We start from the raw sequence: 16,005 nt of genomic DNA, 5'->3' as shown, positions 1-16,005 counted from the left end.
AGGTGAATATGGCTGCTTACATCGCCCCCGGCTGGTATGGCAAACTGCCATCGACCGGTGACTTTTTGCACCGTCGGCTGAGCGAGCAACAGATTAGCCCGTGGAATCACTGGTTCCAGCTGGGATTGATGCACTGGCATCAGCAGGCGTGGTCCAGTAGCGCGAACTTCCTTCACGCACCAGTGTGGAATTTTGTCCTGCCGGTGACCGCGACACGCCCCCAGATACAGATGGGCTGTTTATTGCCCTCCTGTGACCGTGTTGGACGCGCCTGGCCGCTTCTGGCACTGCACAGCTTTCCACTGGCGCAGTGGCATCCGGCCCAACTGACCATCTCTGGTGACTGGTTTCAGGATCTGGGCGCGACGCTGCTACAGGCTGTTCAGACCCCGCTGGATGGTGAGCAGTTAGAGCAGCAGATTCAGGCATTGCCGCCGCTGCTGGTTCCCGCCAGAAAGCCTTCTGAAATTATGGATGTGCTCGGCTTTCAGGATCTGCCCTGCACGCTGAGCTGGCGTGAAGTGGCTGAACGCTTTGACCCTCAGCAGCACATGAGCTACTGGTGGAGTAATCGTAGTGATGGGTTTGTCCATGCGACCCACAAGCACAGCGGCAATCTCACTGCGCAACTGTTTTCGTTACTGTTCAACCCGGCGGCAGGTTCACTGCCGGGACGTAATGGCCTCTATCCTCCGATGTTCGAGTGAGGCCGGATGCGTTTGCTGTTTAATCTGGGATAACTCATGCAATTTACCATTGTGCAAAGCACCGCGGATTTTCCGGTCAAAAGCGTTGCGTTTCAACCGCCTGGGGGCACCATTGGCCGCAGTCAGGACAACGATCTGGTGCTGCCTGATGAGACGCGGGCTATTTCGCGTCTGCAGGCACTGGTTCACCTGTCACATGACGGAGAGTGTCGCCTGACCAATCAGGGCAGCGTGACGCCGGTAGAACATAACGGCATCGCCCTGGGGCGCGGCATGCAGGTGCTTCTGAAGCATGGCGATGCGTTGCGCATCGGTGACTATGCCCTGGAAGTGCGTGATCCCGCCTGCAATGACGCGCGAAACGATCCCCTGGCGCTGTTTGCTGGTGACAGCGCCGAGCCTGCAAACCCGCTGGGCATTCACGAACATCATGAGGTTGAGGATCGGCTGCTGGTCAACGATTCTCCTCCTTTACGCCACGAGCGCCACAACGATGCGCGTCTGGCCATCGATCCGCAGGCCAGTGAGCCGCAGAAAGCGTTCATGACACAGCCGGTGGATCAGGATCGGCTCATCGCCGCACTGCTGGACGGCATGGGGCTCAGCAATGTGCATGCCACACCGATTGACGAAGAGCAGATGCGGATTACTGGCCGGATGCTGAGCCTGTTTTCTCAGGGCACCGTGGCACTGCTCTCGTCGCGATCCATTCTCAAGCGTGGCGTAAAAGCAGACATGACGATGATCCTGAACGAAGCCAATAATCCGTTCAAGATCCTGCCCTCCGGTAAAACTGTATTGATGCAGATGTACCAGAGCCAGATGCCCGGTTTTATGCCGCCGGAACAGGCGGTACGTGATGCACTGGTCGATTTGCAGGCCCACCAGCTGGGCATGATTGCCGGTATCCGCGCCATTATTGCGGCAATGCTGCAATCCTTTAATCCACAGCGTCTGGAAGAGCAGGCGCGTGCCGATGGCGTGGTATCAAAGCTGCCATTTTCCACCGTCAAAAAGGCGGCGCTGTGGGACTACTTCATGCGTAATTACCAGCGAACTGCCGGGGAGATTGAAGATGATTTCCACACGCTGTTTGGCGAGGCCTTTCTTCATGCCTATGACATGGAGGTGAATCAGTACAAGGACTCGCAGACGCGGGTAGATGAAACATGAAAATTGTTTTTGCCAGCCGCTGCCAGCAGGGCTTACGCGATGAAAATCAGGATCGCACCGGCACAGCGCTGGATGAGCATAAGGCCTGTTTTGTGGTCTGCGATGGCGTAGCCGGTTTGCCTGGCGGGGAGATCGCGGCGCAGCTGGTGCGCGACACCCTGCTCAGCCAGATAGAGGCGCATGACGGTTTTACGCCGGAAATGACCCGTCAGGCGATTGAGCAGTGCCGCCTGGCGCTGCACGAGGCACAGGGTAAAAATCCGAAATATTCACGCATGAGTACGACGCTGGCGGCCCTGTTTATTGACCGCCATAAACAACGTGCATGGTGGGCGCATGCAGGTGACAGCCGGGTTTACCACTTCCGCCGCGGCGCGCTTCATGAGGTAACACGGGATCACAGTCTGGCCCAGCAACTGAAAGATGCAGGCTATGAAAATACCAGTATTAACAGTAATTTACTCTATAATGCGCTCGGCGCTGAGCCGTCTCGCTTAGTGAGCTTTTCAGAAGAGATTGCGCTGGAAGATGGCGATGCTTTTCTGGTTTGTACCGACGGCTTCTGGCTGAATCTGACCAGTGATGAAATGGAACAGGCGCTGCGCATGGTGAATGCGTGTGAAGAGTGGCTGGCTTTGATGGAACAGGCGGTGAGCCGCAACGTGAAGAAAGATAATCTCAGCGCACTGGCGGTCTGGATTGGTGAGCCAGAAGAAGCAACATTGCTTTATTCACTGGCTGATTCGGCGCGCTTTCTGCCGCCTCGTTTTTGATTCCAAGGATCCTTATGAAACTGTGGTTGCCCGGCATCATCACCCTGCTGATTGCCTTTAATGCCCAGGCTGAAAATTATCGGGTGGTCTACTCCCCCAGCCTGGCGCTGGAGGTCTACATCGATAATGTGGTGAGCAAAGCGCCCGACGACTGGTGTAAAGAGACGCTGCCGCTGCGCATCGTCTCCGGTAAAAGTAAGGATTCCGCCGTGCTGACCACCTTTTTACCGCGCGTCGGCACCCTGCTCGCCAATCAGTGCGGATTACTGGATGAACTGCCCTGGCAGATGACCAACAAAGAAGGTGGCGTCATGGCCAGCGGCAGCGCAAGCAAGTTGCAGAACTGGCGCCCTATTGTGATGGCGGATGCCACCGTTAGCGCCAGTGACAGCAACGCCGCACCACTTGACCTGTCACGGCCTGCCAATAGCACGCCGCTGCAACATTTTGATCTCCCCAGCGGCTGTCACTTCCGCACCGCCTGGAATGAAAATGCTCAGACGCTGTTTATACCGGACGTCAGCAAGCAGCACTGCTCGCCGGATGGCTGGGCTGAGGGCAAGAGTGAGCTGACGCTGGTGACCCCGGAACATCCCACGCCGGTCGCTGTCACCTTCTATCAGGGCTATCCCATCGCCAACCTGGCGATTCCGGACAGCAAGCTTGAGGTCATCGCCGCTAATAATCAGCGCATGATTGTGACCCGCCCGGACGCCTCAGATAGCTGGCTGGTCCTGCCCTTTGATGCACGACAACATGTCTGGCGCTTCAATGGCGCACTGTTGATTAAAATGGATAAGAATGCTGCGCAGCAGAATGCTGACGCGGTGAAATCGCGAGTCGATACCTTGCGCAGCCAGTGGGCGCCCTATTTCATGCCACAGCAAAAAGTGAATGTGTTACTTATCGACACCCTGCACGCGGATCTGGTTGATCCTGCCATTGGTGCCTGGCGTAACATCAATTAATTACCGCGCAGCCTGGCAATCAGGCCGTGTACAGAGAGTTCACTATGTCGGCAAATGATAATACGAAAACTGTTCCGAATGCCCTGCCTGACGGCTACCGTTTTAATGAGTTTGAGATCAAGGAAGTCATCGGAGGCGGTGGCTTCGGCATTGTCTATCGCGCCTGGGATCACCAGCTCGAACGCACAATTGCTATAAAAGAGTATATGCCGGTTTCGCTGGCGGTTCGTGCCGCCGATTTGTCACTGGAACTGCGCGGAGAGCGTTTTCAGAAACTGTTTAATGCCGGACTGAACAGCTTTATTCAGGAGGCGCGTCTGCTGGCCCGATTTAATCATCCGGGACTGCTGCACGTGCTGCGCTTCTGGGAGCAGAACGGCACGGCCTATATGGGCACGCTCTACTACAGTGGCATGACGCTCAAAGAGTGGCAGGTTACCAGCCCGGCGTCGATTTCTGAAGCCTGGATCCGCCGTCTGCTGCCGCCGCTGCTGGGTGCTATCAGCACGATTCATCAGGCTGGCTATCTGCATCGCGATATCTCCCTCGACAACATTCAGCTTCAGGAGAATCAGCTGCCCGTACTGCTGGACTTCGGCTCGGCGCGTAAGGAGATCGGCAACCTCTCTGACGAAACGGAGATCATGCTTAAGCCTGGCTTTGCACCCATCGAACAGTACAGCGAAGAGGGTGAAGTTGAACAGGGACCCTGGACGGATATCTACGCCCTGGGCGCGGTGCTGCATAGCCTGATTACCGGTAATCCCCCGCCGGTGAGCGTGGTGCGCTGCATTGAAGATAATTATCAGCCGCTGGTGGAACGCCAGCCGGAAGGCTACTCGCTGCCGCTGCTGCACGCCATTGACTGCGCGCTGGCCATGAAACCTGGTGATCGCCCGCAAACCATCGACGCCTTTGCCGCACTGATCGATCTGCCGGTCAGTGATGTTGAGGCCGTGGTCAACAGTTTCCCGGTGCCGGGCGAGCCGCCGGTTATGCCGATCGAAGAGGTCGTTGAGGCGGCTCCGCCGGTTGTGATGGCGATGAATCATGCAGCCGCCGCAGCGGAGCCTGTTACCCCGCGTGCGGTGCGCAAATTGTCACCTGTCTTGCTGAGCCTGGCGGCCGTGGCTATCCTGGCGGTGGTCGTCGCCATCTGGCTGGCTAATCGCCACACGGCAATGCCAGATGTGGTCAGCAACAGCTCAGCCGTGACGCATCCGGCACCTGCATCGACGCCGCCAGCCGCAGCCGTTCCTGCCGCGCTGGCGACGGTCTATCTGAAGCTGGAAAGCGGTGAAAGCGTAGTGCTCAACGGACAGCAGGTCGAGGTGAAGCCTGGCAGCAGCGGATTTGCCGCGCTGAATCTGGCGGCCGGGCAGTACAAAATAGACGTTCAAAATGGCAGTGAGACGCATACCCAATCCCTGACCATTGATAAGCCTGGAACCTGGCTTATCAATCCGGGCAAGTAATCCCCGGATCGATCGTAAAAGGGCGCGACAGTGTCGCGCCCTTTTCTATGCGGCTTCTGCGCTGCTGATTCGCCTGTGGCCTGATTCAGGCCTGTTTGAGACAGGATTGCTGCAGCGTCCGCACCTGATGCGCCAGCCGGCTCAGGCTCTCTTCCTCCATGCCACGACGGGTGGGTTCCTCTTCCAGTGCAAACAGATACTGCGCATTCGAACCCAGCGGGCCGCTGGCCGCAGCAATGAGCGGCGCAATCGCCTCCGGGCAGGAGTCCGATTCATAAAGCGGATGACGTGGATCCATAATAAAGGTCAGCGCAGTCACGCTGCGGCCATCCTCCAGCTGTAATTCGCACCAGGTCGGTAAATAGCAGCCGGTGATCATCTCACGCTTCCACAGCAGCGCCAGCTCTTCATGTAAGCGCGCTTCCGGCAGACGAAATGCCAGTCCGGTTGTGCGGCCACCCTGTTTCAGCGCCAGCATGCGCCCCGGATGCGTGGCAGTGCCACGTCCCGCGATCAGCCGCAGGCAGAAAGCACGATGCCAGCCCTCCAGCGAACCGGATGCAACTTCATCCGCCTCAAAAATCGGGTTCCACATCAGTGAGCCGTAACCAAAGATCCAGACAGGGCTGTGATCGGGACGGCAGGCCAGCGTGGCGGCCAGCGAGGCGGCGCGCTGCTCGCAACTCCAGAGTAGCGTCTCATCGATATCCCCGAATGATGTTTTACAATCCGCTTTTAATAGAAATTCCCGGGTAAGCAATGCGACCTCCTCAACGTCATCGGCGTCCTGCGAAAGTGCTCCTGTAACATGATCTCCAAAACGGCGCTGCGTTTCGTTCATTAAATTGACATTAATCTATTTACGCGCGGGGTTTCAAGCGTGATTCCGGTCGCAGGTTAAAAAAAACCAGATAAACCTGATAGCGAAGTCGAAAAAAAGGGCTGGATAATCCTGGCCCTTTGACGTGAACAGACTAGCAAGGCGATTACGCTTTAGGATGCCACTTATCGTCATTCCCTTTTTCATACTCTTTTTTCACGGCTGACCAGGCGACCTTATGCGCCACTTCTTCCCGCGAATCATCGCCGCGTCGATCTTCCGCCTCTTTATATTGATCCCACGCACTGTTAAATGCCTGCTGATAGATATCCTGCGCATGCGCAGGAAGCACGTGCTTAACGTTGTCGGGTAAGTCGGTTCGTTTATCGTAAGGCATAATTTTTCCTCTGTTTATCGTCGCGGTTTAGTGTTTCTGGTTAAGCCTGGCGCAACAGTAAAAAAACGCAAACCTGTACTTATCGTCACTTCAGTTTAAAAATATGAGCCCATCCCTGAAATTTAGATTAAAATGCCATTTTTGTGACATATATCGTCAGGATAGGTGCATAGGTCAAACTTGTTGTATCCTGATTAATATTGCAATATTCCAGATAACATCAGGTTAATATCATTTCAAAAGGTTATTGCAGTTAAGTAAAAACCAGTAAATTTCTCCTGTCAGGGCCGGTGAAAAGATAAACTGCGCACTGCCCTAAAACTGATTATATTTCTAACAGCAGCCCCCGCTGTGTCCGGATAATCATTAACCAGAGAGGATGGTGAATGCCTTCACATGAAAAAACTCGTCACAAGGAATTCTCGCTGATATTTCCCCTTATCACGCTGGGTATACTCTATTTTTTTGGTGCTAACACCGCATTTCCCGTTGTCGTCGGTATCAACTTAGTGGCATTGATTGCCATTCTGAGCAGCGCGTTTAGCGTGGTGAGACATGCAGATGTGCTGGCCCACCGGCTGGGCGAACCCTATGGCTCACTGATTCTGAGCCTCTCTGTCGTCATTCTGGAAGTGAGTCTGATCTCGGCGCTGATGGCGACAGGCGATGCCGCACCCGGCCTGATGCGCGATACGCTTTATTCGATTGTGATGATTGTGACCGGCGGGCTGGTCGGCTTTGCGCTGCTGCTGGGTGGTAATAAGTTTGCGACGCAGTACGTCAATCTGGCGGGCGTGAAACAATATCTGATCGCTATCTTTCCCCTCGCGATTCTGGTGCTGGTATTTCCTAACGCGCTGCCGGGCGGTAATTTCTCCGTCACCCAGGCCCTGCTCATCGCGGCGATCTCAGCCGCAATGTATGGCGTTTTCCTGCTGATTCAGACCAAAACCCACCAGAGCCTGTTTGTTTATGAGCATGAAGATGAGAGTGATGATGGGGATCCGCATCATGGCAAACCTTCGGCGCACAGCAGCGTCTGGCACACTATCTGGCTGATCGTGCATTTGATTGCGGTCATTGCCGTGACCAAGATGAACGCCAATACGCTGGAAAGCCTGCTGACAGACCTGAATGCACCGGCACAGTTTACCGGCTTCCTGGTGGCGTTGCTTATCCTCTCGCCGGAAGGGCTCGGCGCAATTAAGGCTGTGCTGATGAATCAGGTACAGCGCGCCATGAACCTGTTCTTTGGTTCGGTGCTGGCGACTATCTCCCTGACGGTACCGGCAGTAACCATTATCGCCACCCTGACCGGACAGGAGCTGATATTCGGTCTGGAGCCGCCACAGATGGTGATTATGATGGCGTCGCTGATTCTCTGTCAGCTCTCCTTCTCGACCGGACGCACCAATGTATTGAATGGTGCCGCCCATCTGGCGTTGTTTATCGGATATCTGATGACCATCATGCTGTAACGGCAGCGGGCTTCAGACGAAAAAAAAGAGCGAGTAATCGCTCTTTTTTTTTTCAGCAAACTTATTTGCTGGTATCGAGTTCCGGGAAGCTTTTCACCAGATCGTCAATCGCTTTCATCTGCACCAGGAATGGCTCCAGCTTATCCAGCGGCAACGCGGATGGGCCATCACACAGGGCATGTTCCGGATCCGGATGCGCTTCGATAAACAGACCGGCAATGCCGACCGCCATGCCGGCACGCGCCAGCTCAGCCACCTGAGCACGACGACCGCCTGATGCTGCACCGAACGGATCGCGCGTCTGCAGCGCATGGGTCACATCGAAAATCACCGGGCTGTTTTTGGTGACTTTCTTCATCACGTTAAAGCCGAGCATATCGACAACCAGATTGTCATAGCCAAAGTTGCTGCCGCGATCGCACAGGATAACCTGCTCGTTGCCACCTTCAGCGAACTTATCAACGATGTTGCCCATCTGACCCGGGCTGACAAACTGCGGCTTCTTAACGTTGATAACTGCGCCGGTTTTTGCCATCGCTTCTACCAGATCAGTCTGACGCGCCAGGAAAGCTGGCAACTGAATCACATCCACCACTTCAGACACTGGCTGCGCCTGTGACGCTTCATGAACATCGGTGATGATCTTCACGCCAAAAGTCTGCTTCAGCTCCTGGAAAATCTTCATCCCTTCTTCCAGGCCCGGGCCACGATAAGAGTGAATTGAGGAGCGGTTCGCTTTATCAAACGACGCCTTAAAGACGTAAGGGATACCGAGTTTCGTGGTCACGTTGACGTAGTGTTCGCAGATGCGCATCGCCAGGTCGCGTGACTCCAGCACGTTCATCCCGCCAAACAGTACAAATGGCAGATCGTTTGCGACGTTGATATCGCCAATACTCACGACTTTCTGTGTCATGCCCTTTCCTTTTCAGTGGGTCCGCTTAGTGCAGCGTGACCTGTTTTTGTTCGATTGCGTGAATCTGAACTTTGATCATTTCGCTGACCGGGTCTTCAGGACACTGCTCAACGAAGTAAGTTAAATCATTCAGCGCGATATGTTCGCACTCCAGCTGCGCGTAGATCAAACCGCGGTCGCGAATTTCATAGGGATCATCCGGATCAATACGCAACAGCACCTGACTGACGTTCAGTGCCAGTTCCATCTTCTGCTCTTCCATCAATGCCGCTTTAAGCGTGTCGAGCATTTTGCGCATCACGGTGACGGTCTTGGCTTCGTCGAGATCATCATCATACAGACGCGCGGTCGGGCTGATGTTGCCTTTGAGCCACACTTCCAGCGTGTGCCGGTCAAGGGTTTCGCCATTGAACGGATTGATCATCCACTTGTCGCCATCAATCCAGTCCGCACGCAGAATCAACTGCGTCGGGAAAATCACCGGCATCAGCGGCAGTTCCAGCTCGGCGGCAATATGTAGCAGGATAACGCCCAGTGACACTGCCGTGCCCTGACGCGTCTTCAGCACATTGTCGATCCAGAGCGCATCAGAAAGCTTGTAGACACCGCTGGCGCCGCGAAATCCCCACTGGCGATAAAACAGCTCAAGCAGCTTTTCCAGCTGCATATCCGCATCTTCAGCGTGGCTGACATAGTCACGCGCTTCGGCGACTAACGCCGCAAGCTGCGCTTCCACCGACAACGCCGGAAAATCGGCGCGGATGGCAAGCGTAGCGCCAATCACCGCTTCACACAGCGGTGTCTGGCTGAAATCTAATTGTTCGGTCGAGGTCATACTATCCCCATAACGGCATTTTAGTCAGCGCCAGCGTAATGATGGTCACCAGGGCGAGTAACGCCACCAGAAAAGCGATCCAGCGGGTGCGATCAGTGCGTGGACGGCGACTCAATGCCACAAATCCTAAGGCGATGTAGATGATAACCGCTAAAAGCTTCTCCGTCAGCCAGCTTCCTTGCGGCGTGAAGGGATAGAAGTGAGTAATCATCACCAGCGAGACGCCGGTCACCAGTAACAGCGTGTCATTAATGTGCGGCAGAATGCGGACCCAGCGTTTCGTCATCATTGCCGAACCACAGCGCAGCCAGTAAAACCGCAGCAGGAACAGCGTCACGGTCAGCACGACGGTTAAGATGTGCAGATTTTTAATCAGAGGATAAAAGGCGACCATTATAAATCCTTTTTAAAGCGCTTTTATTAGGGGAACTGACCTAAGGTGACTCGTGGATTGCCACCGTAATCGTTGACGGTTTCAACGGCGTGATAGCCATTCTGCCGCATCAGCGTAGCCACCGCTTCGCCCTGCTGCCAGCCATGCTCCAGCAGCAGCCAGCCGCCGGGTAGCAGCCACGCAGGTGCCTGCTCGATCAGCGTGCGCAGATCCGCCAGTCCCGCCTCATCGGCCACCAGCGCGCTGCGCGGTTCGAAACGCACGTCACCCTGCTCCAGATGACTATCGCTGGCATCAATATAGGGCGGATTGCTGACGATGAGACTAAAGCGCTGCGGCGTGAGAGCCTGGAACCAGTGACTGAGCAGAAAGCGAGTGTTGCTGAGGCTGAGCTGCTGCGCATTACTGCCTGCCAGCTCAACGGCGGCCTGAATGCGATCCACGCCGGTCACCTGACAGTCGGGCCGCTCGCTGGCCAGCGCCAGCGCAATCGCTCCGGTGCCGGTGCCCATATCCAGAATGGTCGAAGGTGTCGCGGGCAGATGCGCCAGCGCCTGTTCAACCAGCAGTTCGGTATCCGGACGCGGAATCAGCGTGGCGTCAGTGACGCGCAAGGGCAGCGACCAGAACTCGCGCTCTCCCACCAGATGCGCCACCGGTTCACCCCGGGCACGACGCGCCAGCAGGCTATTCAGCTGCGCCAGCTGTTCATCGCTGAGCACCGTTTCATCAAAGGCAATTAACCAGCTGCGTGACTTGCCGGTCACGTAACCCAACAGGATCTCAGCGTCACGCTTCGGACTGTCACCACCACATAGCGTGGCAACCGCCTGTTTCAGCCAGTGACGAAAATCCATTAATCCTGACCAGCCAGCGCCGCCAGCTGATCCGCCTGGTATTCCTGCACAATCGGCTCGATCAGGCTGTCAAGTTTGCCTTCCATCACTTCATCCAGACGGTAGATCGTCAGGTTGATACGGTGATCGGTCACGCGGCCCTGCGGGAAGTTATAGGTACGGTTGCGGTCAGAGCGATCGCCGCTGCCCAGCAGGTTGCGGCGGGTGCTGGCTTCAGCGGCGTGACGGCGGGCCATCTCTGCCGCGTGAATACGCGAACCCAGCACCGCCAGCGCTTTAGCTTTGTTTTTATGCTGTGAACGTTCGTCCTGGCACTCCACCACGATGCCGGTTGGCAGGTGGGTAATACGAATCGCGGAGTCGGTGGTGTTAACGTGCTGACCGCCTGCACCAGAAGAACGGAAAGTATCGATTTTCAGGTCACCGGCATTGATCTCCGGCAGTTCCGCTTCCGGGATTTCCGGCATCACGGCAACGGTACAGGCTGAGGTATGGATACGGCCCTGAGATTCGGTCTCCGGTACACGCTGCACACGGTGGCCGCCTGACTCAAACTTCAGGCGCCCATAGGCACCGTCGCCGGTCACGCGAGCAATGACTTCTTTGTAACCGCCATGCTCGCCTTCGTTGGCGCTGATGATCTCCACGCGCCAGCGACGCGCTTCGGCATAGCGGCTGTACATACGGAACAGATCGCCGGCGAAGATCGCGGCTTCGTCGCCGCCGGTGCCGGCGCGCACTTCAATAAAGCAGGCGCGCTCATCATCGGGATCTTTCGGCAGTAACAGAACCTGCAACTGCTGCTCCAGCACGTCGTTTTTCTCACGCGCTTCCTGCAACTCTTCCTGCGCCATATCACGCATTTCAGGGTCGTCGAGCATCTGCTGCGCCGTTTCGATATCTTCCTGTACCTGCTGCCAGTCGCGGAAGCAACGGGTCACATCGGTCAGTTGGGCATATTCGCGTGACAGCGCACGGAAACGCTCCTGATCGGCGATCACGCCAGCATCGCCCAGCATCGCTTCCACTTCTTCGTGGCGCTCCTGCAGGGCTTCCAGTTTGGCAACTATAGAGGTCTTCATTTAAATGTGGGATTCCCGTAACAGGTGGCGACAGCGGTGTGCCTAGTCGAGACCCAGGCTGTCGCGTAAAATCTGCAGGCGTTCATTATCGCCATCGCGGGCGGCCTGCTGAAGTGATTTGGTTGGAGCATGTATTAAACGGTTGGTCAGCTTGTGCGCCAGTTCCTGCATGACTTTCTGCGGATCGGCACCCTGCTGCAGCGCCTGCAGCGCACGGCCTTCCAGCTCAGCGCGGATTTCATCCGCCTGAGAACGATATTCACGGATCGTATTCACCGCGCCCTGTGAGCGCAGCCACGCCATGAATTCGCTGCTTTCCTGAACCACGATGCTTTCGGCCTGAACCGCGGCCGCTTTGCGCTGCGCCAGGTTCTGTTCGATGATCGCCTGCAGGTCATCCACGCTGTAGAGATAAGCGTTAGGCAGATCGCCCACCTCCGGCTCTACGTCGCGCGGCACCGCAATATCGACCAGCAGCATCGGTTTGTTGCGGCGCGCTTTCAGGGCGCGCTCCATCATTCCCTTGCCGATAATCGGTAACGGACTGGAGGTTGACGAAATAATGATGTCGGCTTCAGCCAGACGGGCATCGATCTCCGCCAGCGTGATCACTTCCGCACCCACTTCCGCCGCCAGCGTTTCAGCGCGCTCGCGGGTACGGTTGGCGATGATGAGATTTTTGACCTGATGCTCACGCAGATGACGCGCCACCAGCTCAATGGTTTCGCCTGCGCCGACCAGCAGTACATTGACGGAAGAGAGAGATTCGAAGATCTGGCGGGCCAGCGTACAGGCGGCAAACGCCACCGAGACCGCGTTAGCACCGATATCGGTTTCTGTGCGCACGCGTTTGGCCACAGAGAAGGTTTTCTGGAACATGCGCTCCAGTTCACTGCTCAGTGCCTGACCGCGCGAGGAGTCAGCAAACGCTTTTTTTACCTGACCGAGGATCTGGGGTTCACCGAGTACCAGGGAGTCGAGTCCGCTGGCGACGCGCATCAGATGGCTGACCGCCTCGTTATCCTGATGCCAGTAGAGGCTGTTGCGTACATCCTCTTCATCCAGCTGATGATAATTACATAACCAGCTCACCAGACGCGCCTGTAAGTCGGCCTGTTGCTCTACACTCAGGTAAAGTTCAGTCCGGTTACAGGTGGACAACACCACGCCGCTCTGCACCATGGGCTGTGATAACAGGCTGTTTAACGCCTGCTCAAGCGTCTCCGGCCCGAACGAGACGCGTTCGCGCAGAGCAATGGGGGCTGTCTTGTGATTGATTCCGAGAGCGAGCAGCGTCATGGCGGTTTTAGTTGGGATGTCCCAATAATGTCAGGGTTTTGTGATGCGCATTCTACAAGATGCGGCAGATCAAGAAAAGCCATACAAAGGCTATGACTGTAATAAGATTAACCCGATCGTGCGCAATTTGCTGCATAACAGCATTGACGGTTAAAACCGGGACGGTTAGCGTTATCCGTTACGAAAAATACATGTGTCCGAGGAGATGACCACTTGATGCTTAATACACCACGCAATCTGTTGCGCCTTTTGCCCCTTGCCAGCGTCCTGCTGGCGGCCTGTAGCGTCAACAAACCGCAAGGCCCGGGCCCCAGCGTTACCGCGCCACAGTGGCAACAGCATCAGCAGGCGGTCTCAAAGGTTACGCACTATCAGACCCGCGGTGCCTTTGCCTACCTCTCTGACAAGCAGAAAGTCTATGCCCGCTTCAACTGGCAACAGACCGCGCCTGATCGCTATCGCCTGCTGCTGACCAATCCACTGGGCAGTACCGAACTGCAGCTTGATGCACAGGGCTCGGTGGTGCAGATCGTCGATAACAAAGGCAAGCGTTACGTCAGCAATGATGCACAGAAGATGATTTCGCAACTTACTGGCATGAACATTCCGCTGGCAAACCTGCGCCAGTGGATGATGGGTCTGCCTGGCGATGCCACCGATTATCAGCTTAACGAGAACTATCAGCTAAGCAGCCTGAACTACAGCCGCGACGGCCAGAACTGGCAGGTGTCTATTGCGGGTTACGATAGCAAAGTTACCCCACCGCTGCCGTCCAGCCTGGAGCTGAAAGAGGGTGATCAGCGAATTAAACTGCGTATGGACGGCTGGACCGTTCAATGATCATCCACTGGCCTGCCCCGGCAAAACTGAATCTTTTTCTCTACATCACTGGCCGTCGTCCCGACGGCTATCACAACCTGCAGACGCTGTTTCAGTTTCTGGATTACGGTGACCAGTTGCAGATTACCGTTGATGACAGCGATTCCATTCAGCTGTTAACGCCGGTGGCAGGCGTCGCGGATGCAGATAACCTGATTGTGCGCGCCGCAAATAGGCTGAAACAGGCAGCCCTGAATAAGCATTGCCTGCCTGCTCGTGCTGGCGCACAGATCGCCATTGAGAAGCATCTGCCCATGGGGGGCGGCCTCGGTGGAGGTTCATCGGATGCTGCTACCGTACTGGTGGCGCTGAATCATCTGTGGCAAACCGGCTTCACACCGGATGAGCTGGCAGCAATTGGCGTGAAACTGGGCGCGGATGTGCCGGTGTTTGTGCACGGCTTCGCGGCTTTTGCGCAGGGAGTGGGTGAACAACTTCAGCCCGCAGAGCCGGAAGAAAAGTGGTATCTTGTCGCTCATCCCGGCGTGAACATCAGCACACCAGTGGTATTCAACGACCCCGAACTGACGCGTGATACCCCATCGCGCAGTTTATCGACGCTTTTAGCTGCACCCTTCACCAATGATTGTGAAGCAGTGGTAAGAAAACGTTTTCGTAAGGTTGATGAGCTTGTTTCCTGGCTGCTAGAATACGCGCCGTCACGCCTGACTGGCACGGGCGCTTGTGTGTTTGCTGAATTCGACACTGAGTCTGCTGCCCGTCAGGTGCTGGAGCTTGCCCCGAATGGGGTGCGCGGATTTGTAGCCCGGGGCGTAAATGTTTCGCCGCTACAGCGTACCCTGCGAGGCGATTAGCGATTGCGTGACAGTGTCACCACGTTCCAGACACTGCACGTTTCGCATCAACACACCCGTGTGAACGCACATGACTGTACGCGCCGGTTACTGTCATGCCGTTCATTCTCTGGACGCAAAGCCTGAGGTTCTTCTCGTGCCTGATATGAAGCTATTTGCTGGTAACGCCACCCCGGAACTAGCACAACGTATTGCCAACCGCCTTTACACCAGCCTGGGAGACGCCGCTGTAGGACGTTTCAGTGATGGTGAAGTGAGCGTACAGATTAACGAAAATGTACGCGGTGGTGATATTTTCATCATCCAGTCCACCTGTGCCCCCACCAACGATAATCTGATGGAACTGGTTGTGATGGTCGACGCGCTGCGTCGTGCTTCTGCTGGTCGTATTACCGCAGTCATTCCCTACTTTGGTTATGCCCGTCAGGATCGCCGCGTGCGTTCCGCGCGTGTGCCAATCACCGCAAAAGTAGTGGCAGACTTCCTTTCCAGCGTCGGTGTTGACCGTGTTCTGACGGTTGACCTGCACGCCGAGCAGATCCAGGGCTTCTTCGACGTCCCGGTTGATAACGTATTTGGCAGTCCGATCCTGCTGGAAGATATGATGCAGATCGGTCTGGAAAACCCGATTGTTGTTTCTCCCGATATTGGTGGCGTAGTACGTGCCCGTGCTATCGCTAAACTGCTGAACGACACCGATATGGCTATCATTGATAAACGCCGCCCTCGCGCGAACGTTTCTCAGGTGATGCACATTATTGGTGACGTTGCTGGCCGCGACTGTGTGCTGGTCGACGACATGATCGACACCGGCGGCACGCTGTGCAAAGCGGCTGAAGCGCTGAAAGAGCGTGGTGCTAAACGCGTGTTTGCTTACGCGACGCACCCGATCTTCTCCGGCAATGCGGTTGAAAACCTGCGTAAATCCGTTCTGGACCAGGTGATCGTCTGCGATACCATCCCACTGTCTGACGAGATTAAGTCACTGCCGAATGTGCGCACGCTGACTTTATCTGGCATGCTGGCCGAAGCGATTCGCCGCATCAGTAACGAAGAATCGATCTCGGCGATGTTCGAGCATTAATTCTTCGCGGAACCGGGCCCTGTGCCCGGTTTTTTTAAGCCAGCCAGTCGCCC

General features: G+C 55.8%; 17 protein-coding genes. 9 read left to right on the top strand and 8 right to left on the bottom strand.

Annotation, left to right across the window (positions count from 1 at the left end; translation table 11 throughout):
- Window positions 1-8 precede the first annotated feature (8 nt).
- Genes tagF through AC6I77_RS07775 form a run of 5 tightly spaced genes read left to right on the top strand, consistent with a single transcriptional unit; the run spans window position 9 to window position 5,096 of the window.
- The gene (gene tagF, locus AC6I77_RS07795) at window positions 9-707 is read left to right on the top strand and encodes a type VI secretion system-associated protein TagF (RefSeq protein ID WP_497816806.1); all 699 of its coding nucleotides are present in this window, start codon (window positions 9-11) and stop codon (window positions 705-707) included.
- A gap of 36 nt (window positions 708-743) precedes the next feature.
- Window positions 744-1,880, top strand: coding sequence for a type VI secretion system-associated FHA domain protein TagH (gene tagH, locus AC6I77_RS07790; protein WP_003853124.1), 1,137 nt, complete (start codon window positions 744-746; stop codon window positions 1,878-1,880).
- Window positions 1,877-2,653, top strand: coding sequence for a PP2C family protein-serine/threonine phosphatase (locus AC6I77_RS07785; RefSeq protein WP_497816805.1), 777 nt, complete (start codon window positions 1,877-1,879; stop codon window positions 2,651-2,653). The genes tagH and AC6I77_RS07785 overlap by 4 nt, the downstream gene beginning before the upstream one ends.
- 14 nt (window positions 2,654-2,667) lie before the next feature.
- On the top strand, window positions 2,668-3,621 hold the full coding sequence (locus AC6I77_RS07780) for a hypothetical protein (protein ID WP_003853126.1): 954 nt from the start codon (window positions 2,668-2,670) through the stop codon (window positions 3,619-3,621).
- A gap of 44 nt (window positions 3,622-3,665) precedes the next feature.
- Complete coding sequence (locus AC6I77_RS07775) at window positions 3,666-5,096, top strand: serine/threonine protein kinase (RefSeq protein WP_003853128.1); 1,431 nt, start codon at window positions 3,666-3,668, stop codon at window positions 5,094-5,096.
- 85 nt (window positions 5,097-5,181) lie between these two features.
- Here AC6I77_RS07775 and AC6I77_RS07770 read toward each other — a convergent pair whose 3' ends face one another.
- Together AC6I77_RS07770 and chaB are read right to left on the bottom strand one after the other, a co-directional pair.
- Window positions 5,182-5,856 carry a gamma-glutamylcyclotransferase gene (locus tag AC6I77_RS07770; protein ID WP_497817216.1) on the bottom strand — a complete coding sequence of 225 codons (675 nt, stop codon included), beginning with the start codon at window positions 5,854-5,856 and terminating at the stop codon, window positions 5,182-5,184.
- Between the two features lie 226 nt (window positions 5,857-6,082).
- Window positions 6,083-6,313 carry a putative cation transport regulator ChaB gene (gene chaB, locus AC6I77_RS07765; protein WP_003850845.1) on the bottom strand — a complete coding sequence of 77 codons (231 nt, stop codon included), beginning with the start codon at window positions 6,311-6,313 and terminating at the stop codon, window positions 6,083-6,085.
- Window positions 6,314-6,699: 386 nt separating this feature from the next.
- On the opposite strand from chaB, the gene chaA reads away from it, so the two are divergent.
- Entirely contained in the window at window positions 6,700-7,791 is a 1,092-nt protein-coding gene (chaA, locus tag AC6I77_RS07760; RefSeq protein WP_003850842.1) for a sodium-potassium/proton antiporter ChaA, read from the top strand.
- Between the two features lie 61 nt (window positions 7,792-7,852).
- Here the strand turns inward: chaA and kdsA are convergent, their stop codons facing one another.
- The 6 genes from kdsA to hemA are packed head-to-tail and all read right to left on the bottom strand — an operon-like array spanning window position 7,853 to window position 13,174.
- Window positions 7,853-8,707, bottom strand: coding sequence for a 3-deoxy-8-phosphooctulonate synthase (gene kdsA, locus AC6I77_RS07755; protein WP_003850840.1), 855 nt, complete (start codon window positions 8,705-8,707; stop codon window positions 7,853-7,855).
- A gap of 25 nt (window positions 8,708-8,732) precedes the next feature.
- The gene (sirB1, locus tag AC6I77_RS07750; RefSeq protein WP_003850839.1) at window positions 8,733-9,542 is read right to left on the bottom strand and encodes an invasion regulator SirB1; all 810 of its coding nucleotides are present in this window, start codon (window positions 9,540-9,542) and stop codon (window positions 8,733-8,735) included.
- Window position 9,543: 1 nt separating this feature from the next.
- Entirely contained in the window at window positions 9,544-9,936 is a 393-nt protein-coding gene (locus tag AC6I77_RS07745) for a SirB2 family protein (RefSeq protein ID WP_003850837.1), read from the bottom strand.
- Window positions 9,937-9,962: 26 nt separating this feature from the next.
- The gene (prmC, locus tag AC6I77_RS07740; RefSeq protein WP_003850834.1) at window positions 9,963-10,793 is read right to left on the bottom strand and encodes a peptide chain release factor N(5)-glutamine methyltransferase; all 831 of its coding nucleotides are present in this window, start codon (window positions 10,791-10,793) and stop codon (window positions 9,963-9,965) included.
- Window positions 10,793-11,875 (bottom strand): peptide chain release factor 1, encoded by a 1,083-nt coding sequence (gene prfA / locus AC6I77_RS07735; RefSeq protein WP_003850832.1) that lies wholly within the window; start codon window positions 11,873-11,875, stop codon window positions 10,793-10,795. Before prfA ends, prmC begins: the two co-directional genes overlap by 1 nt.
- Window positions 11,876-11,917: 42 nt before the next feature.
- Window positions 11,918-13,174, bottom strand: a complete 1,257-nt coding sequence (hemA, locus tag AC6I77_RS07730; protein ID WP_003850831.1) for a glutamyl-tRNA reductase — start codon at window positions 13,172-13,174, stop codon at window positions 11,918-11,920.
- A gap of 216 nt (window positions 13,175-13,390) precedes the next feature.
- On the opposite strand from hemA, the gene lolB reads away from it, so the two are divergent.
- The 3 genes from lolB to prs all read left to right on the top strand — a co-directional run bounded on the left by lolB (window position 13,391) and on the right by prs (window position 15,952).
- Window positions 13,391-14,014 (top strand): lipoprotein insertase outer membrane protein LolB, encoded by a 624-nt coding sequence (gene lolB, locus AC6I77_RS07725; RefSeq protein WP_008926155.1) that lies wholly within the window; start codon window positions 13,391-13,393, stop codon window positions 14,012-14,014.
- The gene (gene ispE, locus AC6I77_RS07720) at window positions 14,011-14,868 is read left to right on the top strand and encodes a 4-(cytidine 5'-diphospho)-2-C-methyl-D-erythritol kinase (RefSeq protein ID WP_497816804.1); all 858 of its coding nucleotides are present in this window, start codon (window positions 14,011-14,013) and stop codon (window positions 14,866-14,868) included. Before lolB ends, ispE begins: the two co-directional genes overlap by 4 nt.
- Before the next feature lie 136 nt (window positions 14,869-15,004).
- Complete coding sequence (gene prs / locus AC6I77_RS07715; protein ID WP_003850825.1) at window positions 15,005-15,952, top strand: ribose-phosphate diphosphokinase; 948 nt, start codon at window positions 15,005-15,007, stop codon at window positions 15,950-15,952.
- Window positions 15,953-16,005: the final 53 nt, after the last annotated feature.

Source organism: Pantoea sp. X-Soil-ISGK-259 (assembly GCF_059730705.1).
The sequence above is the reverse complement of the archived record's forward strand: the minus strand, read 5'-3'. Positions and strand labels throughout refer to the sequence as shown.